This is a genomic window from Pseudoalteromonas sp. DSM 26666 (genome assembly GCF_900116475.1).
Lineage (GTDB): Bacteria > Pseudomonadota > Gammaproteobacteria > Enterobacterales > Alteromonadaceae > Pseudoalteromonas > Pseudoalteromonas tetraodonis.
The window spans coordinates 208,470-233,696 of record NZ_FPAR01000003.1 but is presented as its reverse complement, the minus strand read 5'-3'; the positions used below and the strand labels follow the sequence as shown (position 1 = coordinate 233,696).

Here is a 25,227-nt window from a genome sequence, read left to right as displayed (position 1 = left end):
ATTCAAGGAGAACAGAATGGATCTAAGCATACAGCTACTCAATGCGCGTATTAAACAACAGCAGTTTGATGAACTAGATAACGATTTTAAAAAGCTCACTGAGGCACAGCAAGTAATACAGCTTAATTACCTGTTTGAAAGTGCGCTACGCATGAGTATTAAATACGATTTTATGCAAAACATCGCCGTGCGTATTTTAACCACTAATACGCCACCAGCGCCGTTTATTGAAAAACTAACCAGTTTAGACGCGCTGAGTTTTTTTACGCCTGCACTTAAATTAAATAAGGGATTTATTAGTACAGACGACTCTGGCAATAACGCCCTGCATAATGTATTTAAGCAAGCAATGCCCACACAACTGCCTTTTAACTATGTTCGCTCGTTAATGTTATTTGAATCTAACGAAGAGTTACTACATGCATTAGCACATACAAATAAGCAAGGGCTCACTCCGGTTGCCAGTTACATCGCCTATGCACATAAGCCAAACATTCCGGTAAAACATGAATTTTCGGCCTTGCTCGCATTAATGGAAATAGAGCAAAAACAAAATCCTGCAGCAAAATTACAAATACTTGAGGCATTAAAAAATAATCCCCCAAGCGAGATAACCTTGCTACTGAGCGCCGCTTATTTACAGCGCTCTACTGAACAAGTGGCGGCTCTAATCTGATAAGTAATATTCTACGCTGGTAACAACACGTACGTTTTTAATTTGCGGCGTGTTTGAATCCCGATCGCTAATGCTAAACTGCCCTTGGCGAGCGGTTTTAATTTTACCTAAGCGTGAATTTGAATCTTTAGCAAACTTATCTGCCACTTCACGAGCTTTTTCTGTGGCTTCTTGCACCATGGCTGGTTTTATATCGTTAAGCCCAGTAAAAATATACTCAATACGGGTTTGATAGTTGTCTTGCACAATAGCTATATTTTGTTTAGCTAGCTGACTCACTTTGCTCAGTGCGTTTTTAACTTTATCAGGAGCATTGGAGTAAACAATAATATTTGAGCTAATAACATACCTAAACTTTTGATTATCATTCGCGTATTCACGGGCTTGCTTATCTATAATAGATTGAGTGCCTGTCGATATTTCTTCATCATCAAAGCCGTGTAACTTTAAAAAGGCAATCACCGCATCATTTTTTTGCTCAACTCGCTCAACAAGCTTTTCAAGATTGTTGTCGGCATCGTTAAACTGCAAAGGCCAAATAACGGTATCAGCCACAACTTCACGTTCAGCTAACCCTTTTACCTGCACCGTGCGCTCCATCCCTTTAATATCAAGCGCAGCCCCTTTTATAATAAAACCCAATGCAATTAGGCCAATGCTTAAACACGCCGCTGCCATAACAACGGTTACATTCGATATTTTATTCACTTCACTCTCCTTGATTAGGGTCTGTTGACCTTTGCGGATTAAAATTTGTTCAAACTAGGGGCGGTTTAATCGCGGCGCGAGGTTTGTAACCTAGTGGGCTAAGTAAAAACCGAGCAACAAAGAGTAAATCGCCCCTAGGCAGAACCCTTCGGGCAGCGCCTGTTTGGCATTGATGCTGCTTTATCGCCTATTTATGGGGAATAACCACACCACATAGGCTCTGCCTTGCCTAAATACCAAACAGACAGCTGCAAATTTAACCTTGAAAGGTCAACAGACCCTAATATCAATAATAAGCACGTTCACGCTCGAAAAAACACTATAAACAGGTTACATTGAGAAGGTATAGATAGCAAAACTTAATCAGCCAAGGAAACGCAATGAGTCTAAAACGTATTAGCCAGTTTTTTAATCCAAGCTCAGTCGCTGTTATTGGGGCATCAAACACCCCTACTCGGGCTGGTAATGTGGTAATGCGTAATTTATTACAAGGGGGCTTTAAAGGGCCCATCATGCCTGTTACACCCAATCATACTGCAGTGCATGGCGTATTGGCTTACCAAAGTATTGAAGCCCTCCCCAAAGTACCTGATTTAGCCGTTATCTGTACCAATAAAAACACCTTAATGAAAATTATTGAGCAGCTAGGTACGCTTGGGTGTCATAGCGCTATTATTATTGCTGATGGCCTAACAAGTACTCAAAAACAAGAACTTAAAGATAACGCTGCGAAGCATAAGGTAACGCTGCTTGGCTCAAATTGCTTAGGGTTACTTATTCCGCATATAGGTTTAAACGCGAGTTTTTCGCACACTGTTGCCTCGCCAGGTAAACTGGCTTTTGTGTCGCAATCAGCGGCTGTTTGTTCAACGATTCTTGATTGGGCTAAAAATAAAGAAATTGGCTTTTCATACTTTGTATCTATGGGAGATTGTTTAGATATTGAGTTTGACGAAATACTCGACTTTTTAGGCCGCGACGCTAAAACCAAAGCTATCCTACTTTACATAGATAACATTAATGATATTCGCAGCTTTATTTCTGCCGCGCGTGCGGCGGCATTTTCTAAGCCCGTGATCGCTATTAAAACAGGCAGAACCAGTGCAGGTGCTCTTGCCGCTGAAATACACACCGGCGGAAAACAAAGCTCAGATGCAGTATATGATGCCATGTTTCAACGTGCAGGGATGTTGAGAGTAAATGATTTGCGTGAACTCTTTGCCGCCACTCAAACCTTAGCAATGCACCCCAAATTACTGCAAGTAGAGCAGCTAACTATATTAACTAATGGCGGCGGCCCTGGAGTGATGGCCGTTGATGAACTTATTCAAAGCTCAGGTAAACTTGCTCAGCTTAGTGATGAAACGCGCGAAGCACTCAATAAAGTGATCCCACATTCAGACACAACATCAAACCCTGTCGATATATTTGGCGATTCTGCGCCAGTGCGTTACAAACACGCATTAGAAATACTGCTTAATGCTAAAGAAGTTAAAAACTTACTGATCATTCATACTCCATCGGCATTGGCCCCGAGTGAAAATTACGCTCAGGTTATTGTTGAGGCACTGAACAAATTACCAAAAATGGCACGCCCGTATGTGATCACTAATTTCATGGGAGAAGATGCCGCCTTCGCAGCCAGACGCATCTGCGCAAATAACGCCATTCCGACCTATCGTACCCCAGAAGGCGCAGTAGGTGCCTTTATGCACTTAGTAAGCTATCGTCGTAACCAAAAACATTTAACCCAAACGCCAGAATCAAACACCGATGATGCGACTATTAATAAAGTAGCAGCGAAAGCAGCTATTAAAGAGTTTTTAAATGATGAGCAACATTACTTATCAACCCATCAAGCGAGTCAAATTTTAAGTAGCTACGGTATAGACTGTATCCAAACTGAAGTAGCCTACACCCCTACTGAGGCAAAAGAGCAAGCAATAGAGCTAGGTTTTCCGGTCGCATTAAAGTTGATGAGCCCCAGCATTCCCTCTAAGTCTGAAGTCGGTGGCGTAGTACTCAACCTCAATGATGCGCAAGAGGTCGAGCAAACGGCATTTGCCATGCTGTTAAGAATAAAAAACACCTACCCTGATGCTATTATTGATGGCTTTTCGTTACAAAAAATGGCGCCTAGAGCAGGTGCCAATGAGCTGCGCATAGCCATTAAAACAGAGCCTAATTTTGGGCCAGTTATTTTATTAGGTGAAGCTGGCACAGGGCTTGAGTACGCTCAAGCGGCGGTGGCCTTGCCACCACTGAATATGAACCTAGCTAAATATTTAATTGCCGCCGCCCATGATAAGGGAGTCCTTAAAGATCGCATTCTGCCAGAAAAAGTAGATAAATATCGTTTATGTGCGCTACTGACCCGAATTTCTCAACTCGTTGTTGATCAACCCGATATCACCTCATTAGAGCTTAATCCTATTTTAGCCAGTAATGGGCAGTTTTTAGTCCTTGATGCCACCATGAACCTAAATCAATATCAGGTTCAGGCGCACCGAAAACGTTTATCAATCCGCCCTTATCCTATTGAGCTGGTTGAAACGGTGACCCTAAAAAATAAGACCTTAGCAACGCTCAGACCAATCAAACCAGAAGATGAGCAGGCACATCAAGAGTTTGACCGCTCCTTAAGCAAAGAAGATAGATACAAGCGCTTTTTTGGTGAATTGCCACAATTTAACCATGATCAACTCGCTAAAATGACGCAAATTGATTACGACCGCGAGATGGCATTTATTGTTACCCAAACACAAGACGAGCAACAGCACACATTAGGGGTTTCGCGAGTGATTATGGATCCCGATAACTTACAAGCAGAGTTTGCCATTGTGGTACGTTCTGATTGCCAAGGACTTGGGTTAGGGCGTATTTTAATGAACGCGGCTATTTCTCACTGCAGACGCCAAGGCGTGAAAACGGTTGAAGGTATCACCCTGCCAGAAAATACCGGCATGATTGAGTTGGCTCGTAAACTCGGGTTTAAAATAAGTCGTGATTTTGAAGAAGGCAGTATCAATATGCTGCTCACATTGTAATAGGTACTATGCGTAAACTAAGACAAACCATAAACCAAGTATTTGAAGCGTCAGGTAAGTATCAGCGAGCGGGACACATTTTAGATGTCATACTGATCAGCATAATTATGATTAATGTGGTGGCGATTGTGCTTGAGTCGGTGCACAGCATCGCAACCGAGTACTATAGCGAGTTTTTAATCTTGGAGCTGGTATCAGTGGCTATATTTAGTGCTGAATATCTAATACGTGCTTGGACCTGTGTCGATCGCGTAAAGTACGCCTCCATGAATTGCTCAAACACACAAAAACGGATTCGATATATTTTATCACCTCTGGCAATTATCGATTTAATTGCCATTTTGCCTAGTTTATTAATGTTTTTCTTTGCTATCGATTTACGTTTTTTACGGGTACTGCGGTTGTTGCGGGTATTTAAGCTCACCCGTTATTCTCGAGCAATGCAATTGTTATTGCAGGCGTTTATTGATGAGTCGAGTTCATTACTGGCGGCATTTTTTATTATGTCTGTGTTACTTATTTTAGCCTCTTGCGGTATTTATTTATTAGAGCACGACATTCAACCAGACAAGTTCGGCTCTATTCCTGCAGCCATGTGGTGGGCAATGGCAACCCTAACTACGGTTGGTTATGGCGATGTTGTGCCTATAACGCCTATTGGTAAACTATTTGGTGGCGTAATCACTTTGGTGAGTATGGGGATGGTTGCCATACCAACCGGTTTATTAGCGTCGAGTTTCTCAGAGCAAATACGCAAACGTCGCCAGCTCTTTGAAGATGCCACCCACGAGAAAATAACCGATGGTAAGCTCACTGATGAGCAGATGCATCACCTTGAGGAGCTACGCTACAAACTAGGGCTAAGTAAGCTAGAGGCCAATAAAGCGATAAAAGCAGAGCTAAATAAACGCAGCTCACACTTATTTTGCCGTCACTGTGGTAAGCGTCCTTAATAAAATAATGTATTAAGCGGCGCTTTAAGCTTGTGAGAATACAGGATGCCAATCGTGCTCAATAAGCTCAAGCACCTGCTCTTTAGGCACCGCTTTACTAAACAAGTAACCTTGAAAGTAGCTACAACCTTGCGCTTTTAAAAAAGCCAACTGATGTGCGCTTTCAACCCCTTCAGCAATACACTCTTTACCTAAACTGCTTGCTAAAGTTAGTGTAGATTGAATAATCGCTTCGTTATCCGAATCAATACCAATATCTTGCACAAAGCTGCGATCTATTTTTAATACATCAATCGGAAAGCGCTTCAAATAAGTTAACGAGGCATACCCTGTTCCAAAATCATCCATGTACAACTTACAGCCTAGTTGCTTTAATAAGTCCATATTTTTAAGCGCATGTTCTGAGTCTCGCATTAAAATAGACTCTGTTATTTCAAATACAATAGCCTCGGGCGGCAGTGCTGCATTGTTTAGTGCTTGGCGAATTTCAGGGACGAGTCCGATAAATTCAAAATCCAGTGCTGAGAGGTTAATTGATAGGTATAGATCAGGACACACTTTACGCCAACGAGCTAACTGCACCAAAGCACGCTTAAATGTTTGTAGCATTATTTTAGTGATTAAACCTATATTTTCAGCTACGTTTGCAAACTCTTGCGTACTCGCTAACTGATTATCAGGCCAGCGTAGTAACACCTCAAAGCCCACTGTTTTTTGCGTAGAAGCATTAATAATGGGTTGATAATAATTACAAAATTCATGTTCATGATAAGCTTTGATCAACTGTGATTCTAAATGCATCGCTCTTTCAACACGTTGATTCATTTCTTGTTTGTAAAACTTATAACACCCTTCCAAGCCATCTTTAGCATAATAAAGCGCCACATTTGATGCTTTCAATAGTGCTTTATAATGCGCGGCATCATCAGGGAAAATAGCCACACCAATACTTAGGTGTACATTGACGCTTTGCTGATTCATAACAATGTCTTTACTCACGCAATCCATTAGTTTGGTGCATATAAGTAATACTTCTTCTATTTGCTGAATATCTTCAACTAGAATTACAAATTCATCACCGCCTAAACGCGCGACGCTATCACAAGGACGTAATGCTGTTTTCAAGCGGTTCGCCACCAGCTTTATTATCTCATCGGCGTTTTCTGTGCCAAATGAATCATTAAAATACTTAAACCGTTTTATATTAACGTGTAACAAAGCCACTTTACACTGATGGCGGCGCGCCTGATCGATGGCATGTATAGCTCTGTCGTTAAACAAGGTTCTGTTTGGCAGCCCAGTAAGTGAATCGTAATTAGCCAGTATATGCAGTTCGCTCTCAGCTGACTTTTGTGCATGAATATCCGTTAAAATAATCACAAAACTACTCAGCCTTTGGCTTTCATCAGCCACGGCGCTTATTTTAACCAGTACATGGCGTTGCTCTTTGTTTGCCAGAACGACAGTGTCTTCACATGAAAAATGTTCGCCCACTTCAAGCTTTTGCATAATTCGTAAATAATCAAAATAGCTACTGCGGGACATTCCCAAATTAAGCGCACGGGTTGAACGAGGCTCTGCTGATAAGCCAAAAGCGCTTTGCAGCGATTTATTTGAGGCACGTATATTAAAGTTTTTATCTAAGATAAACACCCAATCTCGGGTTTGTTCAAACGCGGCGGTAAATAACCGTGCATGCTCTTCAAACACCCTTTCGCGTGTCATATTGGTATACGTACCGGCTACTTTTTGCGGCGTTTTTTTGTCCCATTCAACCACCTTGCCAAAATCTTTGTACCAGCGCCAATGACCGTTGGCGTGGCGTAATCGGTAGGTACAATTAAAATACCCTTTATCTGTTGATAAAAATTCTAACCACTCCAACCTAAAAATAGCACGCTCTTGAGGGTGAATTTTTTCTAGGTAGTCATCTAAACTCACCGAGTCATCCTCGTAGCCTAATTCGTTGACTAATCTAGGCTGATAAATATTTAACTGGCTCGCCTGCCAATCCCATACCCCGGACTCACTTCCCTCTAGTGCAAGCTTTAAACGCGCCTCACTGTCTTGGCTTTCTTTGTGTGCTGCCAATAAGATACGCTGTATTTTGTTGCGCCTCATTACCCATGCAGTCACTATGGTGATCAATAAAATGGCGTAAAGCGCTAAAAAGTATGGAGCACGCCATAGCGGATATTTCACTTTAATATTTAACGTTGCTGGCGCAGTATAGTCGCCGGTCAGTGGGTCTTTTGCCCAGACTTTTAACTGGTAACTGCCGGGGTTTAATTTAGGAAACACCACACGATTATTTCGGGTATAACTTTTTTTACCTTTATCGAGCTGATATTCATAAATAATGCGCTCTTGGAAGCTGAATGACATCGCTGAAAATGCAATCTCAAGCCCGATATCATCATGGTTTAAAGTGATATTTTTTAATGGCTGCTGTAAATTTATAGACAAGTCCCGAGACATTAAGTTGATGCGCGTGATATTGACCTGATCTAATAAACCTTGGCTATTTTTATTGTCTTTAGGGTCAAAGTAGGTGAAGCCCTTGAGGCTACCGAAGGCAATTCGACCATCCGCTAACTTAGCCATAGCGCCATTATTAAACTCAGCAGAGAGCACCCCATCTGATGTTGTAAATTGCTGAAAATGAATTGTTTCAGGATTTAGTCGCCATATTCCTTTATGGCTACTCATCCAAATCATTCCCTCTTCATCAAGAACCATATCGTACAACAAGGTGCCGAGTTTATTTTTATCTAAATCAATTGTGTGCACTAACTCATAGGTCGTTGCATCTATACCAATCAGCCCAAAATTAGATAACGATAGCCAAAGTATGCCTTGCCCATCTACCACGTAGGAAAGAATACTAACGGCTACATTTTCATGGTGTTTAGGCACTTTATAAATGGTGTTTAAACTTAAATCATTGGGGTTAAATTGATATAAAACGCCACCACTAAAAAATAATGGCTTCTCGGGTTGGTGCGGTAATGGGGGTAAAAAGCCATGCGCTAAAAAAGGGTCAAATTGTGCTAATTCGCCTTTTAAGTGAACTAATTGTCGGCTATCAATATTATATTTAAACATGCCATGATCTGGGTGTACAAAATACAAATCCCCGTTTGGTAGCAATGTCAGGCCATGCATCCAATCATTTAAAAAAATCTGATTGGTAGGACTGTTGGTTTTTGGTTGGGTAAGTTGCTGAGTTTGCGGGTCAAAAATGAATAATCCTCGGTTTGAGTGCAACCAGAGTTTATCTTTGTAAGGCATAATTTTGAAAATAGTAAACTCTGTGGTCAGTAAATCGACTTTATAATCTTTTAAATACACCTTTGAGCGATTACTTTTTAAATCAACCGCAGTTAAACCATTGTGTGTGCCTAACCATAGCTTTTCTTGGAACTCCTTAATTGACCATACCGAATGATGTGATAAACCATCCCCAACCAGTGCATTTCCCTCTACATTATAAAACTTGTAATTGTCGCCTGATAAATAAAACGCACCATCGGTTTTAGTGGCTAGCCACATTCCGCCCGATTTATCTTTCACCATATCAATAATACTGTTATCGGCGAGGGTGTACTTACTCTGTTGGATACGTTTATTTTTTACCACTTTTTTAGTAGTTAAATTAAAACAAAGCAGGCCTTTATCTGTTGCTAAATCGAGCACTCCTTGCTGATTATCAATATCCCAAACATTCAAATCGGCCAGTAATTTTTGGCTTGTAAATGATTGTTCGCGGTTGTTAAACATTGCCTCTAAATTACTAATATCAACAGCGTATAAGCCCTTAACCGCACCTACAAGCAACTGATTGTTATTACCTAGCGCAAATGATTTCACATTATTTTGATAAATATGTACATCCGTTTCGCTCAAGTGCTCGAGTGGCCTTACCTGCTGTGTTGCGATGTTAAAAACATACGCGCCGTCTGTGCTACCGATAAAAATATAACCGTTATAATGAAACAAAGTACGCACAAACGCATTTTCAAATTGCTCAGGAAGTGTAAATAAGGAGGTAATAGAGCCGTTGTCTATATCGAGTTTTGCAAACTCTCGGCCTTGTCCAATCCATAAGGTTTTATCATCGGTGGCTAACATAGTAAAAACGGACTGCTGTAGTATTTGCTCTTCTGTGACAGGTTTTTCTATGTATTGTTGGTAGGTATCCGTTTTCGGATCGTATCTGAACAAGCCTGCTAATAAGGAGGCAATCCAGATATGCCCTTGTTGGTCTTGATATATGCGATCGATGATCGCCTCTTCTAACTCACCATTAGGGCCATTGATTGGAATAACTTGATAGCCATCGTATCGGTTAAGGCCTCCCTCAGTAGAGAGCCATAAATACCCATTGTTATCAATAAGCATGGTATTAACGTAACTTTGAGATAAGCCTTCGCTTGGGGATAATCGTTTTACTTGCGCTGTTACTTCAACGCTTATGAGCATAAACAGCACAAATATGGCTGTGATAAACCCATTAATACTCATACCCATGCTTGTCCTATTACTAATTTATGTTTTATTGATATTTCAATGCGGTAATATTTCGGTGCTTATAAGCATCAAATAGCGTTAATAATGCAGGAGTATATGTTAACACTTGGTTAAAACCAAGTGCTTGATAAAAATCAGTAAGGCGTTGATAAGCAAAGGTGTAAACAGGTTCTGTTTGCGCATTTAAAAGGGCAACTAATAACTGGGTTGCCACCCCCTTTGAACGATAAGAAGGAGCCACGAACACCGTTGATAAAAATAAAAAAGTGGGCTTATTCTGTAACCGGCAGGCGGCAATAATCGTATTATTATCGTAAGCGACCCAGACTTGATCCTGTTTGTTAGCACGGCCGCGAACGTTATGTAACGTATAAAACTTATTAACTAAGGGCGTTTTAATTGATTCTAATTGTTTAATTACAAGCATAGTAGGCAAACCCTAGCTAAGCATAATTGCCAAATACTGCTCAAATTTTTGTTTTAAAACACCTTGCTCTGCAACAGGACGACTATGCAGAGTGTCGTACACTTGCTCACGCGTTTTTTTACCGCGCTTAATTTGATAAGCCCAAAATGAGGCCTCGTAATCTAACTGAATTTGATACTTTTGCTCTCGCGGCAAGTTACACAGATTAAAACTCATATTCACTCCAATTATTAGGGGCTATAAACTTATTGTTGCCTGCATGAATACAGGTAAGGGCCGTGAGCAGCACACGGAGGCTTTTACTAGCCCACTAGGTTAAACAAGTCGCGCCGAGCGCCCCTAGCTTGAACAAATTTTCATCCGCAAAGGTCAACAGCCCCTCGCTCAATAAAACGTAGATTATACGTTTAAACTTATAAAAAACTAACTCTATAACCAATAAAAATAAGCGACTGTAAATAATCCAACGTAATCAATAATTGTTGGTGGTAACTCTTGCAAGATTACTAATGCAAACTGTGCAAAAGACAAGCAATTTGTTACTATGCCCGCCTATTATCTTGCCGCAATTAATTGGAAATAATGACGTGCCCAAACGCTTTAACGGATTGCTTATATTACTGTGCTTAGTTTTTAGTAATACATCTTTTGCGCACAGTTATAGCTACACATTTAATCGCCCGCAAAACACTCAACAAGCAAACTATACCATTGAGCTATTACAATTGGCTTATGCAGATATGGGCTTTAAACTAAATATTGTCGATTTTAATCGTCAAAATGCATTATTTGCAGCAGATAATGGCATGTTAGATGGGCAGCTTGCTCGCGATATCAGTATTGAAAGTGCCTATAAAAATTTAATTCGAGTTAACTATCCACTCTTTAAATTTAACCTTGAGCTTTATAAACGCTGTGAGCCCAGCTCCACTAAAACCATAGATAGCGTTGCCATTATTTCCAGTTACCCTGTGCAACAGCGATATTTAGACAGTATTGATTTTCAAGGTAAGGTAATTGAAGTTAAAAATAATAATACGCAGCTTAACTTACTGATCCAGCAAAAAGTACAAGGAGCGTTACTTATTGATTTTGCGATGGCAAATAAAACCATTCCCCCCTCTTTAGGCTGCTATGAAAAACAAGTAGTTGCAACCTACCCGCTTTATCATTATTTACATAACAGTCATGCGGATATTGTTCCCCAGCTAGAAGCAACACTGGATAAGTTACACAATAACGGCACAGTTGCAAAACTCAGGTCAAAATACAACCTACAGTTTTAAAAATCAAAACCTTGTTGATCTGCTTGCGGTGATGATTGTGCCACTTTATTTTTTTGCTGTAAGTAACGTTTATAGCGCTGCTGGCATAAACTCAATACTTTTTTCTTTTGGGAATTCGTTAACGAATTCCAAGAAAAACGTTCATCGCGACTGCGATAGCAGCCTTTGCAATAACCGCGATTATTAACTAAGCAAATACCTTTACAAGGGCTAGGAATATCAAATATTTCAATTTGTTGCATTTTACCCTCCGGTATTAAAAGCATAGCCTGAGTATAGCGCTATTTTTGTGCAAAAAAAAAGCAGCAAATAAATTGCTGCTTTGTTGTTAGCTTAAACTGTTAATTACTGCTCACAGCTTTGTTCATCTACTTGTGTTTTTCGATGAAATGGCTTGGCATACATAGCTAAAACCAAAGCCCTTAACTCTTCTGGCACCTTGGCCAAACGTTCTTCAAACTGTGCTGCGTCATTTTTATTGATCACCGCCTCAGTGCAGCCAGCAGCAATAAAGTTGCCTGGGTGTAAGTAAAACGAATCAATAATTTGCTTATCAATGGTTTTTGCCAGTTCATCGGCACTGTCACAACCTGACTCAATGGGCTGACCAAACGATAAATGCACATGCCCTTTGGCTGAACTAAACCCTTCAACAATGCTGGCAATATCTTCACCCGCCGATTTAACATACTTCCCATGATGTTGTTTATGATATAGCTCTTTTGCCTTGGCAATTGCACATGGTTCGTATTGGTAAGAGATTGCAACCGGCACCACTTTGAGCTCTTTAATGTATTCGCCAAATTCTTTCTTTTGTTTACGGCCATTAAGTTGCAACATTTTTAAAAGCGCAGGATCAGTTTGATCAACCCCATCTTTAGCGCGCCCTTCTTTTTGGGCAATCCAAATTGAGTGCCCGCTACTGAGTGAATCATAAATATAAGCCGATAACTGAGTCAGCGCTTTTAACATCTCTTTTGGGGCTTTTGCTGAGCGTTTCACAATAAAACTTTTATTTAAGCGCATAAGCTCAGTAATGTAAGGAATTTGCAGCAAGTTATCGCCAATCGCAATTCTCACTGTTTTCATTTTATGCTGGAATAAGCCCCAATTAACCAGTGCAGGGTCAAGTACAATATCTCTGTGGTTTGAAACAAAAAGATAGGCTTGATTAGGGTCTAAGTCTTCTAAGCCAGAAAAAGTGACTTTTGAGGTGGTACGTTTTATTAATTTATTTAAGTAATGTGCCACTTCATTTTGTACATCTTCAACCGTTTTAACTTTGCCCCACTTTTTGCGCAACTGATGCTTTATTATAGCGCGTGCTAAAAACCCAACTGCGGATATAAAGCGTGGCAAATTGTATTTTGCAATTACATCAATGAACGCATTATCATTAATTAATCGCGTTAATGAGGCGGCAACTTCATCGTCATTGTAAGGTCTTATATCTGCGTACTTATCTTCTAATTCAATCATTTACTGCATCTACAAAGTTAAAAACGGCGCGTTAAAACGCCCCGCTGTGTCTGATTTTGATTATAACTCAATCAAAAATACGAAACTAGCAATACTAAAGTTCGATTTACTGAGTTTTCATAGCGTTATAGTTTAACGCCGAGCCAAGCTGTCTTGCTAACAACGCATACATATAAACTATGGCTATTAATTATTAATTTAAATGGGTAGACCCTACTAACAGCACTTTGTTCAAGTTAACTTAGCAAGGCAGTTGATCATAATAACATGCAAGTTAACCGTCAGTGGGCAGACCACATTTAAATATGGCTCTACAACTGCTAATGTAAACGCAATATGATAAACCCAATAACATTCAAATAGATGATACTCTTTTTATCACAAGCATTTTGCGTACAGGGGTTATTATTCCCTTAACACATACACTATTAGGACACACCGTGAACATAACAATTCTTGATAACGCTACACTGGCAAACACCTCACTTGATTGTATCTCAGCACTGGGAAAGCTTACCGTGCATCAGCTAACTAGCCCAGAGCAAGTGCTAGCACATAGCCAAAATGCAGAGGTGTTAATCACCAATAAAGTAGTGATTAATCGTGACACCATGGCACAATTAACATCACTCAAACTTATTTGTGTTAGTGCCACCGGCACCAATAATGTTGATTTAAATGCCGCGAAAGATTTAGGCATTGCGGTAACCAATGTTGCTGGTTATTCAACCCCCTCGGTTGTGCAGCATACCTTTTCGTTAATTACTAACTTATTAGGCAATACTCATCGCTACCAAGCGGACTGCCAACAAGGCGCATGGCAAAAAAGTGAAATGTTTTGTCGCCTTGATTACAGCTTTAATGACATTCAGGGTAAAACATTAGCCATTATTGGTGGGGGAACTCTGGGCAATGCTGTATCTAAAGTGGCTGAAGCCTTTGGTGCTCATGTCATTGTTGCAGAGCGCAAAGGTGCTGAGTGTCGCCAAGGACGCACGCCTTTTGAAACCGCAATAAAAACAGCGGATATTATCAGCGTACATTGCCCACTTAATGATGAAACGCGTGACTTAATTACGCTTAATGAATTAAAAATGATGAAACCAACTGCGCTTATTATTAACACCGCGCGCGGGGGGATCATTAACGAAGCCGACTTAGCACAAGCCTTAAAAACCAATGTGATTGCTGGTGCAGGTGTTGACGTACTAACTAAAGAGCCTGCTGAGCACAACAATCCACTGGCCAATTACACGGGAGATAACTTACTACTAACCCCACATATAGCGTGGGCCAGTACCGAATCTATTGTGCGCTTGGTTAAAGAAGTGAGTTTAAATATCGCTGCATTTAGTCAACAAGAGTCGCGTAATCGCTTGGTTTAATGCCGTTAAATTAAGTTAGTCAAAATAACTAAAAAGTGGCTTTTTAATTTTATTTCTTAAAAAAGCCACTAACTCAAAAATCACTTTAAAAATAAGCAATTGATTTTTAAGGATTAAAAAACTGGCCTAGTCTTTGCTCTAAAGTCTGTAATTAATCATCTAGGATAATAAAAAATGAAAAAAACACTTTTAATCGCCGCCCTCACCGCTCCTTTTTTAACTGGCTGTGTTATTGCTGTATCCGATGGCGAAGCGGAAGGTCATTGGGCTGGTAATAGTTCTTCTAGCTGGCAAGCAACACATAAGAATAATCGTGAAATTATTTCAGGCTTGGCAATGGATAGCTCTTATCAGTCGGTATTAAAAACCCTAAAAACACCTGACTTCACCGAATTACTCAAAAAAGAAGAGGATGTTTACCAAGTCTTATTTTATGCAACGCACAGCATCCATTCAGATGGTAAAATGACTAAAGATGAATGCACACCGTTGGTATTTAAAAATGATAAATTAGTTGGTATTGGTGCCTCAGCACTGCAAATGCTGACAAACTAAGTAACTACAGCATTTATTGGGCGCTAATTTGATTGCGCCCTAACTTTTTCGCATTATACAAACCGGAGTCAGCTTCTTCTAACAATGCTTTTTCAGTGTAAGCTTGGCTACTCTCACTAGAAGCAATACCGATGCTAATGGTGACGTGTGTAGCGTTTAAAGACGCATTATGTTCAATATTCAAATCATTAACGGCGTTACGTAACTTGTTGGCAAAAGCGATTGCACCTTGCTGATTGGTTTCTGGTAATACGGCCACAAATTCTTCACCGCCGTAACGCGCAACAAAATCACTGCCACGCTCACATTGCGCGGCTAACGTTTTTGCCACTGTTTTTAAACATTCGTCTCCAGCTCGGTGGCCATAGTAGTCGTTATAACGTTTAAAATGATCAATATCTATGAGTAAAACGCACAAAGGAGAGTAGTTACGCTTACTTCTACGCCACTCTCTTTCTAAGTTCTCATCTAAATAACGTCTATTGGGTATTTCTGTTAAGCCATCAATAGAGGCAAGCATTTCTAGCAAATCATTTTTTTGCTTAATTAATAACTGGTTCCGCACTCTAACTTTCACAATAGCGGCACTAAATGGCTTACCAATATAATCCATTGCGCCGAGCTCTAGCCCCTTTGCCTCATCTTCATGACGGTTGTTTGCAGAGATAAAAATAATAGGAATAGCCTGGCTTATACTGTTCTCTTTTAGCTGTACGAGTACTTCATAACCATTCATACCAGGCATCATGATATCTAAAATGATTAAGTCTACTTGCGTGTGTTTAACAAACGCCAGCGCGTCTTCACCGCTTGTCACTAAGTAAACATCATGCTCATCGCTTAAGGTTTTTTCTAAAATGATTCGGTTAAGCGCATCGTCATCTACAATTAATATTTTTGCTTTATTTATCATTGCTTACATCTAAAATTTTTATATAAATATGAACTTGTTTTAACTGTATTATCAGCTCTTTAATTGCAGCATTAGCGTTCTTGTCGCCCACTTTTAATAATTGCTCAGTATGTTGAGCACATAATAATAATCGGTTAAACCCTAAGTTTCCTGCTATCCCTTTTAGACTATGCACTAAGCGTACCATTTCAATAGTAGGTATGTCTTTTTGAAGCTCAGCTGAATATGACTCACTTAACACCGCTAACTTAGTAAGCATGCTTTGCAATAGCTTCTCATCATCATTGAACTGTGTCAAAGCGAAGGTTTTATCAAAAAAGCAAGGCTTAGATATGCCTAAATCAGCTATCGATGCAAATAAAATAGGCGCAACCACGGGCTTAGTTAAATGTTTATTCATACCACTATTCAATGAACGTGCAATATCGGCAGGCTCACAATGTGCAGTTAATGCAAAAATAGGCAATTGCTGGGCGTCAAACTGTTGGCGTATTCTTTGGGTTGCTTGATAGCCATCAATACCCGGCATTTGAATATCCATTAAAACTAAATCGGGGCGCAATATATTCACCCATTCAACCCCCTGCTTAGCATCACTAGCAGTCACAACATTCACTTCGGCTTTACACAATATACTGCTAATAATGTCGAGATTGAGCGGGTTATCATCTATGGCTAATACTAAGGTTCCCGCTATTTCTTCCTGTGGTTTATCCGCTTTATATTGAGTTACTTTCTTTAACTTTTCAGGGGTTAAACTAAGTAACCGCTGCGCCAGTGCACTGCGCGGTAAATACTGGCTAATAAAAGAGTCATTTATTGAAAGCTGACTCGGTTGCGAGTGCTCTATAACGATGAATGAAGTAGTACGAGTGTTTAATACTGCTTTTATTGCTGACGTGAGAAAGGCAGGTACGTCATCAGCATCGATTACAATGCTATGCGCTTGTTGCAAACAATCAGGATCAGTTACGACTATTTCAAGAGCTTGATTATTGAAAAAAGGATGCGCGGTAATAACCTGATTAAGCAACTGACTCTTCGCGCTGGTGATCAGTAATAGTCTATCTGTAAAGCTTGCTGATTTCTCGGTATCTGTCGCTAAATCAAGCGTGAAGTAAAAATGACAGCCATGGCCTTTATCGCTACTGAGTGCAATTTCACCTCCCATTAATGCCACACTATGCTTTACAATTGCCAGCCCTAAGCCAACCCCTTGATGCAAGCGAGTAGATGATTCATCACCTTGCGTGAAGGCATCAAATAAACGGCGTTGATCCGCTTGAGCAATCCCCACTCCCGTATCGATAACCTGAAAACAAATACGCTGCTCTGTATGGCTCTGGCTCGGCTGTAATGTCATTTTTAATGTCACACTGCCTTTATTGGTAAACTTAACGGCATTGGTAAGTAAGTTACCTAATACTTGTTGCAAACGAATTGTATCGCCGACTAAAAATGGAGAAATTTGCGAGTCTATGTCGATTTTTAGCTGTATCTGTTTTGTTTGGCATAAAGGTAAAATTAAACTTTCGCAGGTATCAATCAAATCAACTAAGCACAATGGCGCTAATTGCAGCGTTGCTTCTTTACTTTCAACGCGGGCAAAATCAAGCATACTATTTAGCATCTGCAACAAATTATTGGCCGCATATTTTGCTTGGCTAGTTTGTTGAATTTGCCGCTGTGTTAACCCGTGCTCTGCGAGCATATCCAATAATCCCAACACGGCATTGAGGGGGGTGCGTATTTCGTGGCTTAAATTAGCAATAAAACGGCTTTTAGCTAACGTGGCACGCTCTGCATCATCTTTGGCTTTGGTAAGTTCTGTAACATCTTGAATATGAATAACATAATAAAGCGGCTGACTATTTTCATTCCAAATTAACGACATACTCAACTGTAACCAGGCATTTAATTGGGTATGAGCCAAGGTTAAGTGAAACACCCTTTTCTTATTATTTAATAATTGCTGTAGTAATGCTTCAAGCTCCTGCCATTGCGTATCATTAAAAAGCGCATAAAAAGGAGTATCGGTTAATTTATCATGCTTGGAAAATAATTTTCGTGCGGCTTTGTTTACCTGTAAAATAGCGTACTCAAGCGAGAGTAAAAACACCCCATTTGCGGCAAATTCAATTGCGCTTCTAAATATAGATTCAGACTCTTTTAATGCATACAAAGTATGTTGTTGTTCTGTAATATCACGGCCAACCCCCATAGTTCCTAATAATTGCTGCTGTTCATTGTAAAAGGGAGCAATGGTTAACTGATAAGTTCGCTCAGCAACATCTATGCGCTGCTGAATTTGCATTTTATGCTGTAATACTTGATATTCCAGCAAACTAATTTGTTCATACTCGTTACTTATGTTGTGTATTTGCTGCCCAAGGAGTTCACCTTGAGTTTTTCCAATAAACAACTCAAACGCTTTATTACAGCCTAAAAAAATGCCTTCTGTATTTTTAAAATAAATAAAATCAGGCACGCTATTAAGTACTGTGTTTAATAACGCTAAATGACGCTCTTTTGCTTGGTCGCTATGTTTTAGCTTTTGCGATTGTTGCTGTACTTGATCATCTAACTTTTGATTAGCATTTTGCAAAGAAATAACTAAATGCTCATTTTTCGCAAAAATAGCTTTTACCCGAGCAAACCAAGGTTGCCAGTTTAACGGTATTTGGTAATTTAAATACCCGCTATTGTCATCGTTATGATGCTCTAAATAACGCATCAACTCGGTCATAGGTTTGATAAATATACGTTTGCTTAACCAAAAAAAGATGTAAAACATTAAACATAAAAATAAAGCTAACGAAATAAACTCTATCAATACTTCATACACAATACCGCTTGAGAGAGTGTGCTTGTCAGCAAGATACGCCAGATGAATAGGGTTCTTTTTTGAAGGCTGAATTAAAAATAATGAGTCTGCCCGCGCAATACTCTTTTGTGAGGGGCTAATAGTATTAGGCCAATAGGTCGATAACTTTATGGCTTGATTAATTGGCTGCTGTGAACTGGCAATAATTTCATTCTCTTGGTTGATAAAAACATACTCGCCTTGCTTTGAGGTTATTTTTTTCAACCAACTAGAGATAGCCTGTAAGTCATATATTAAAACAATATAATCTGAGGAGTTAAGCTCTCGCTGTCGGCCAACTGCAAAATATGCGTTATTGTCTACTTTAATAACGGCACTTGAAGTGAGTGTGTTCGCTGAAGGTAAAGGTTTAAAGTCGCCATTAAGTACCTGCGTTAAAATATAACTTTGTGTATTGTTACGCCGAGCTAAATAAGCAAAGCCGCGCTCATCAACATAGGCTACAGAATGCAGCGACGAAAGCAGCGCTAGAGCAGTATTGAAAGACGGAGCCAGCGACATGACTTTTTGCCAGCGTGATAATGCCTGTTCGGAATAGCTAAATTGGCCTTTTCCTACTATTTCGCCATTAAAATGTGCTATCTGGCTATAATAATAATGCTCGTATTGATTAATGTTTTTTGTGAAGGCCTGATTCGCTGGTTGTGGGGCGTGTTTGTCATACATAATAAACATCGCATTAAGTAAATCGTCCATGGCTTGCATATCATGGTCAAGCTGCGCCGATAACGCACTAAAATCGGTGGTCTTTTTTGTTATTGCACGGTCCATTTTTATATCATAAAAATGCAAACACAAAAAAGAGGCCACCAATAAAGGGATTGCTAACGCCACAAAAACAGAGCGATGATAATGTTTTAGCGGTAAAAAATTCAACGACCTACCCAATTATTAGCTCAAAAATCAAACTGTAGACTATAGAGCCAAGATGTTAAGCGCAAGTTATAAATTTTCCTCGGCGAACGAAGCCAGTCGACTGCGTACTACCCCATTAAGATTTACGGTAGCACCACCCTCAAAATGTTTAAACCGCTCTACAATATAGGTAAGCCCCGAAGTAACCGCCGTTAAATAATTACTGTCTATTTGAGCTAAATTCCCAGTACAAATTAATTTTGTTCCTTCTCCGCAGCGGGTAATAATGGTTTTTAGCTGAGAAGCTGTTAAGTTTTGGCTTTCATCTAAAATCACTACCGCATTTTGAATACTGCGTCCGCGCATAAAATTCACCGACTTAAACTGAATATTGGCTTTTTCCATAATGTAATTACGGCTCGAAATTGGGTTTTCATCACCTTTATGCAGCACTTCTAAGGTATCGGTTATGGCAGCCAACCAAGGCGCCATTTTTTCTTCCTCGGTACCAGGCAAAAAGCCAATTGATTCTGCAATTTCAGGGGTATTACGGGTTACAATGACTTTGTCGTAAATACCTTTTTCAATCACCATCTCTAGCGCACACGCAAGTGCCAGTAAAGTTTTACCACATCCCGCAGGGCCGGTTAAAATAACAAGCTCAATAGACGTGTCGAGCAAGGCATCAAGAGCCATTGCTTGGTAAATATTTTTTGGCTTTATTCCCCATGCACTTTGATGCATCAATCGCTCTGCACCAATATCTTTAATGGTAATATGCTCACCATCATACGATTTAACTCTAGCGGCAAACTGATCGCCATCATCAAGTAAATATTCATTACAAAACACATCAGGAATTAAATCTTTAGGGATATGATGAACTGTTTCACGTCCGTGTTGCTCAGTATTACACTGGCCGACATGCTGCCAAAAATCGCCCTCAATTTTTTTATAACCACTGGTGAGTAAATCAATATCGTCAATTAATTGATCAGTACGATAGTCTTCAACATATTTAAGCCCTGCCCCTTTGGCTTTTAAGCGCATGTTAATATCTTTAGTTACTAATATGACTTTTTTATCGCTGTGCTGGTTTTGTAAATGCACCGCACAATTAATAATACGGTGGTCGTTTTCATTACCCGGCAAACCAGAAATAGAATCGGCAAATAAATGGTCGTTTACAATAATTAAGCTGCCTGTCGATCCGCCTTGTTTATTCCTTGGCAGCGCCACACCTTGTAACATTTGTTCGGGAGTTGCCTGACTCAACACCCCATCAAGGCCACGAATAGCCACTCGCGCATCGCGGCTCACATCGTGTTTTCTATCTTTTATATGATCAAGTTCTTCCAATACGGTCATTGGGATAACCACTTGGTGCTCTTGGAATGACAAATACGCGAGGGGTTCGTGAAGTAATACATTGGTATCTAGCACATACATTTTACTATCAAAATTTGAAGCTTTTCCCATAGTACTTTCCTTACGTTTTATGATTTTTATGCTATACCCAATAAACTAATCAGTGGTTACTAATAAACTTGATTAATTACTTAGGTATATTTTGAGTTTAGTCTATTTGTCATAAAAGTCTGTTTTATGACAAATATCATTTAGTTTGAATTTTCCACAAAATCGACGCACTAATGAGCGCTTAGGGTTGGTAATAATTCATACTTATAAAATTAATTAAAAGTCAGGCAAATAGCGCCTTGCAGTGGTGTTATCTAACAGGTAACATAGCCGCCTTTTTCTTCATAGACGAGACATACATGAATTTTTCCTTAGGTCAGCGTTGGATAAGTGACACAGAGTCAGATTTAGGATTAGGCACCGTTGTTGCCATTGATGGCCGCCAGGTCAGCATTTTATTTCCTGCCAGTGGTGAAAACCGTGTTTATTCTTCTGCAGAAGCTCCGGTAACCCGCGTAGCATTTAATCCTGGTGATGTGATCCGAAGCGTTGAGGAGTGGGAATTACAAGTTGAGTCAATTGAAGTACAAGGCGAATTACTGTGCTATCACGGTGAACGTGTTGATAACGGTGAAAAAGCACAATTAAAAGAAACTTTTTTAGACCACTTTATCAAGTTCAATAAACCGCAAGACCGCTTATTTGCAGGCCAAGTGGACCGTTTTGATCGGTATACTTTGCGCTATCAAACCTGGTTACATCAGTTTGAACGTCAGCAATCACCTATTAAAGGCTTAATTGGTCAACGCGCTAATCTTATTCCGCATCAGCTTTATATTGCTCAAGAAGTCGGTAAACGTTTTGCACCGCGGGTATTACTGTCTGATGAAGTAGGTTTAGGTAAAACTATTGAAGCGGGCATGATTTTGCATCAGCAAATTATTAGCGGTCGTGCCAGCCGTGTGCTTATTGTTGTGCCTGAGAACCTGCAACACCAATGGTTAGTAGAAATGCTACGCCGTTTTAATTTACGTTTTTCAATTTTTGATGAAGAACGCTGCGACGAAGCGTTTGCTGATTCACCCAATGTATTTGATACCGAGCAACTGGTACTTACTAGCCTTGAGTTTTTAACCAAGAAAAAACGCTGGTTTGAACAAGCTACGTTGGCCGACTGGGATTTATTAGTAATCGATGAAGCGCATCATTTAAGCATTAACAACAATAAACCCAGTGCCGAATACCAACGTATGGCTGAGCTGAGCCAAGATATTCCAGGGCTAATTCTTCTTACCGCTACGCCAGACCAACTGGGTCATCGTAGTCATTTTGCTCGTTTACAACTGCTCGATCCAGATCGTTTTTACGACTATGACGTGTTTAAAGAAGAAGAAGCAAACTACAAAGACGTTGCCGAAGCTGCTAATCAGTTATTACAAGAACAAGCACTGGATGACAGCGCAAAAGCCACATTAATTGAGCTATTAAAAGAAACAGATATCACCGATATCCTTGAAAAAGCCCAACAAGGCGACCTTGCTGCACGCAAAGAAATACTCAATATGTTACTGGATCGCCATGGCACTGGGCGCATATTATTTAGAAATAGCCGCAGTGGCATTGATGGCTACCCTAGCCGTAAATTACATGCCTACCCAATGGCATTACCTAAGCAATACAAAACAGCAATGACCGTACTGGGTAATATGAGTGGCATTCAAAATGCCGAGCTCAGTGCGCAACGTGCACTTTTCCCTGAAAAAATATTTCAAGAATTTGAAGGTGAAAGCGCAAGTTGGGGATTATTTGACCCTCGCGTAGATTGGTTAATTGAAACGCTAAAAACACTCAAGCGTGAAAAAGTACTTCTTATTTGTGCTAAAGCCGAAACAGCAATTAGCCTTGAGCAAATATTACGTGAACGCGAAGCAATTAAAGCCTCTGTGTTCCACGAGGGTATGTCGATTATTGAACGTGACCGCGCTGCGGCATTCTTTGCCGATGAATACGATAACGCACAAATATTACTGTGTTCAGAAATTGGTTCAGAAGGTCGTAACTTCCAGTTCTCACATCACTTAGTGTTATTTGATTTACCACTCAACCCCGATTTACTTGAGCAACGTATTGGTCGATTAGACCGTATAGGGCAAACACAAGATGTGAACATTCACGTGCCTTATTTTGAAAACACGGCACAAGAAGTACTACTGCGTTGGTATAACGAAGGCTTAGATGCGTTTGAAAGCACATCAACCACTGGGCAGTTGCTGTATAAAGAGTTTAACGAAGATTTACTTGAGTACATTGCAGCTCATAATTGTGATGAAGATGAGCTAGATCCACTCCTTGAGCAAGTAGCACAAAAGAATGCAATATTACGTAAGCAAATGGAAAGTGGTCGAGATCGCTTACTAGAGCTACATTCATCGGGACAAGGTGCTGCTGACTCACTTGTAGCTGACATTGAAAAGCTCGATAACCAGTTTGAACTGCCAAGCTACATGATCAACGTGTTCGACACCTTTGGTGTAAGCCAAGAAGATAAAGGTGAAAACACCATTATTTTAAAACCCACTGAGCACATGTTAAACGCTTCGTTCCCATCGCTAAAAGACGATGGAATGACAGTAACATTTGACCGTGATACCGCTCTTTCACAAGAAGATGTGCACTTTATTAGTTGGGATCATCCTATGGTGCAAGGCACTATGGACATGATTTGCGATGATGACTTTGGTAGTTCATCGGTGGCGTTACTTAAAAACAAAAAGTTACCACCAGGCACCTTTTTTGTTGAGCTAATCTTTGTTGCCGAAGCAATGGCACCAAAAGTACTGCAAGTGGGCCGCTTTTTACCGCCTACGCCAATTCGTATTTTACTCGATAAGAGCAGTAATAACTTAGGCGAAAACGTTGGCTTTGATGGCTTTAATCAGCAACTATCTGCGGTAGGTCGTCAAACGGCGAGTAAATTAGCAGGTGCATTACAAAGTGCGGTTCATCCAATGATCAACACAGCAAAAGACATGGCGCAACAAAAGCTAGATGTTATTCGTGCAGAGTCATTAGCTAAAATGCAAACATCGTTAAGCGAAGAGCAGCAGCGTTTAGAGGCACTTAAACAAATAAACCCAAATATTCGCCAAGAAGAAATTACTTTTTACGATAAACAACGCAATGAGCTAACCGCACATATTGAAAAAGCGCAGTTAAAACTCGATGCCATTCGTTTAATTGTGGTTTCTCACTAAGGGATCTAGCTTTGAGCTATAAGCTGTCAGTCGTTAGTTAAAGATTAACTAGCGTGTGTATTGAAAAAAGCGCGATATTTATATCGCGCTTTTTACTTGAGCCTTTGCGCTCACTCCACTAAAATAGCGCACTTCAAAATCACTGAGGTCTGCCGTGTTAGTTAATTACAATCCCCCTATGAGCCCGTATTTAACTATACTGTTTCAAGACGATGATTTACTTATTGTAAATAAGCCCAGCGAGTTACTTACCGTACCAGGTAAAGACCCAAAACATGCTGATAGCTTAATTAATCGCGTCAACCGTGTTTTTCCTACGGCTAAAATTGTTCACCGTTTAGATATGGCTACCTCAGGCATACTTTGCTTAGCAATGAACAAAGCCGCTCATCGGCATTTAAGTATGCAATTTCAAGAGCGCGAAACGGCAAAACGTTACATTGCGCGAGTTTATGGGCAACTTGAAAGTGAAACCGGCTCCGTTGATTTACCGCTTATTTGTGATTGGCCGAACCGTCCTAAGCAAATGGTTGATCACGACAATGGCAAGCCCTCGCTTACTCATTTTAAAGTGCTTGAGCGCGAAGCACAGGCAACCCGTGTAGAGCTTACTCCCATAACAGGGCGTTCCCACCAGCTGCGCGTGCATATGTTAAGCTTAGGCCACCCTATTTTAGGCGATCGTTTATATGCCCACAAAGACGCACTTGCTGCGGCACCTCGATTACAGCTGCATGCACAAATGCTGCAACTAAAGCATCCTGTTACAGAGCAAGTACTCACGTTTGAAGCTGACCCCGAGTTTTAAATAAACACGCAAATAGCTAAACTTTTATAGCCTCGCGCCGATACCTAA

17 protein-coding genes are annotated in these 25,227 nt (G+C 40.2%); 8 read left to right on the top strand and 9 right to left on the bottom strand.

From position 1 onward, the window contains the following. Nucleotides 1–16: 16 nt before the first annotated feature. Nucleotides 17–676 (top strand): hypothetical protein, encoded by a 660-nt coding sequence (locus tag BM380_RS07215; RefSeq protein ID WP_013465858.1) that lies wholly within the window; start codon nucleotides 17–19, stop codon nucleotides 674–676. On the opposite strand, the gene BM380_RS07210 is transcribed toward BM380_RS07215, so the two are convergent. Beyond that, nucleotides 668–1,384, bottom strand: coding sequence for an SIMPL domain-containing protein (locus BM380_RS07210; protein WP_016900587.1), 717 nt, complete (start codon nucleotides 1,382–1,384; stop codon nucleotides 668–670). The genes BM380_RS07215 and BM380_RS07210 overlap by 9 nt on opposite strands. A gap of 380 nt (nucleotides 1,385–1,764) precedes the next feature. Here BM380_RS07210 and BM380_RS07205 point away from each other — a divergent pair, with 380 nt between their 5' ends. Beyond that, nucleotides 1,765–4,431 carry a bifunctional acetate--CoA ligase family protein/GNAT family N-acetyltransferase gene (locus BM380_RS07205; RefSeq protein ID WP_090493773.1) on the top strand — a complete coding sequence of 889 codons (2,667 nt, stop codon included), beginning with the start codon at nucleotides 1,765–1,767 and terminating at the stop codon, nucleotides 4,429–4,431. An 8-nt stretch (nucleotides 4,432–4,439) separates the two neighbouring features. Continuing rightward, nucleotides 4,440–5,384, top strand: coding sequence for an ion transporter (locus tag BM380_RS07200; protein ID WP_013465861.1), 945 nt, complete (start codon nucleotides 4,440–4,442; stop codon nucleotides 5,382–5,384). 24 nt (nucleotides 5,385–5,408) lie between these two features. On the opposite strand, the gene BM380_RS07195 is transcribed toward BM380_RS07200, so the two are convergent. Genes BM380_RS07195 through BM380_RS07185 form a run of 3 tightly spaced genes read right to left on the bottom strand, consistent with a single transcriptional unit; the run spans nucleotide 5,409 to nucleotide 10,557 of the window. Beyond that, the gene (locus BM380_RS07195) at nucleotides 5,409–9,914 is read right to left on the bottom strand and encodes an EAL domain-containing protein (protein ID WP_090493771.1); all 4,506 of its coding nucleotides are present in this window, start codon (nucleotides 9,912–9,914) and stop codon (nucleotides 5,409–5,411) included. A gap of 25 nt (nucleotides 9,915–9,939) precedes the next feature. Beyond that, nucleotides 9,940–10,341, bottom strand: coding sequence for a GNAT family N-acetyltransferase (locus BM380_RS07190; RefSeq protein ID WP_024600832.1), 402 nt, complete (start codon nucleotides 10,339–10,341; stop codon nucleotides 9,940–9,942). A gap of 12 nt (nucleotides 10,342–10,353) precedes the next feature. After that, nucleotides 10,354–10,557 carry a DUF3283 family protein gene (locus tag BM380_RS07185; RefSeq protein WP_013465864.1) on the bottom strand — a complete coding sequence of 68 codons (204 nt, stop codon included), beginning with the start codon at nucleotides 10,555–10,557 and terminating at the stop codon, nucleotides 10,354–10,356. Between the two features lie 293 nt (nucleotides 10,558–10,850). Between BM380_RS07185 and BM380_RS07180 the strand changes: the two genes are divergently transcribed. After that, nucleotides 10,851–11,627, top strand: coding sequence for a type 2 periplasmic-binding domain-containing protein (locus BM380_RS07180; RefSeq protein WP_254772059.1), 777 nt, complete (start codon nucleotides 10,851–10,853; stop codon nucleotides 11,625–11,627). Here the strand turns inward: BM380_RS07180 and BM380_RS07175 are convergent. Together BM380_RS07175 and BM380_RS07170 are read right to left on the bottom strand one after the other, a co-directional pair. After that, nucleotides 11,624–11,869, bottom strand: a complete 246-nt coding sequence (locus BM380_RS07175) for a DUF1289 domain-containing protein (RefSeq protein ID WP_013465866.1) — start codon at nucleotides 11,867–11,869, stop codon at nucleotides 11,624–11,626. The two genes, BM380_RS07180 and BM380_RS07175, sit on opposite strands and share 4 nt — an antisense overlap. Before the next feature lie 103 nt (nucleotides 11,870–11,972). Beyond that, entirely contained in the window at nucleotides 11,973–13,106 is a 1,134-nt protein-coding gene (locus BM380_RS07170; protein ID WP_013465867.1) for a 1-acyl-sn-glycerol-3-phosphate acyltransferase, read from the bottom strand. 440 nt (nucleotides 13,107–13,546) lie between these two features. On the opposite strand from BM380_RS07170, the gene BM380_RS07165 reads away from it, so the two are divergent. Then, nucleotides 13,547–14,491, top strand: a complete 945-nt coding sequence (locus tag BM380_RS07165; protein WP_013465868.1) for a D-2-hydroxyacid dehydrogenase — start codon at nucleotides 13,547–13,549, stop codon at nucleotides 14,489–14,491. A gap of 174 nt (nucleotides 14,492–14,665) precedes the next feature. Then, entirely contained in the window at nucleotides 14,666–15,046 is a 381-nt protein-coding gene (locus BM380_RS07160) for a DUF3192 domain-containing protein (protein WP_013465869.1), read from the top strand. Nucleotides 15,047–15,059: 13 nt separating this feature from the next. Here the strand turns inward: BM380_RS07160 and BM380_RS07155 are convergent, their stop codons facing one another. From BM380_RS07155 to BM380_RS07145, 3 genes are all read right to left on the bottom strand, one after another. Beyond that, a complete protein-coding gene (locus BM380_RS07155) occupies nucleotides 15,060–15,959 on the bottom strand; it encodes a diguanylate cyclase (RefSeq protein WP_016900589.1) in 900 nt (299 codons plus the stop codon). Continuing rightward, nucleotides 15,949–19,719: a PAS domain-containing hybrid sensor histidine kinase/response regulator gene (locus tag BM380_RS07150; protein WP_090493769.1), complete on the bottom strand. Its 3,771-nt coding sequence runs from the start codon at nucleotides 19,717–19,719 to the stop codon at nucleotides 15,949–15,951. Before BM380_RS07150 ends, BM380_RS07155 begins: the two co-directional genes overlap by 11 nt. Before the next feature lie 66 nt (nucleotides 19,720–19,785). Continuing rightward, on the bottom strand, nucleotides 19,786–21,177 hold the full coding sequence (locus tag BM380_RS07145) for a PhoH family protein (RefSeq protein WP_090493766.1): 1,392 nt from the start codon (nucleotides 21,175–21,177) through the stop codon (nucleotides 19,786–19,788). A 299-nt stretch (nucleotides 21,178–21,476) separates the two neighbouring features. On the opposite strand from BM380_RS07145, the gene rapA reads away from it, so the two are divergent. Together rapA and rluA are read left to right on the top strand one after the other, a co-directional pair. Then, a complete protein-coding gene (rapA, locus tag BM380_RS07140) occupies nucleotides 21,477–24,371 on the top strand; it encodes an RNA polymerase-associated protein RapA (protein ID WP_090493764.1) in 2,895 nt (964 codons plus the stop codon). A gap of 154 nt (nucleotides 24,372–24,525) precedes the next feature. After that, complete coding sequence (gene rluA, locus BM380_RS07135; RefSeq protein WP_075169847.1) at nucleotides 24,526–25,179, top strand: bifunctional tRNA pseudouridine(32) synthase/23S rRNA pseudouridine(746) synthase RluA; 654 nt, start codon at nucleotides 24,526–24,528, stop codon at nucleotides 25,177–25,179. Nucleotides 25,180–25,227: the final 48 nt, after the last annotated feature.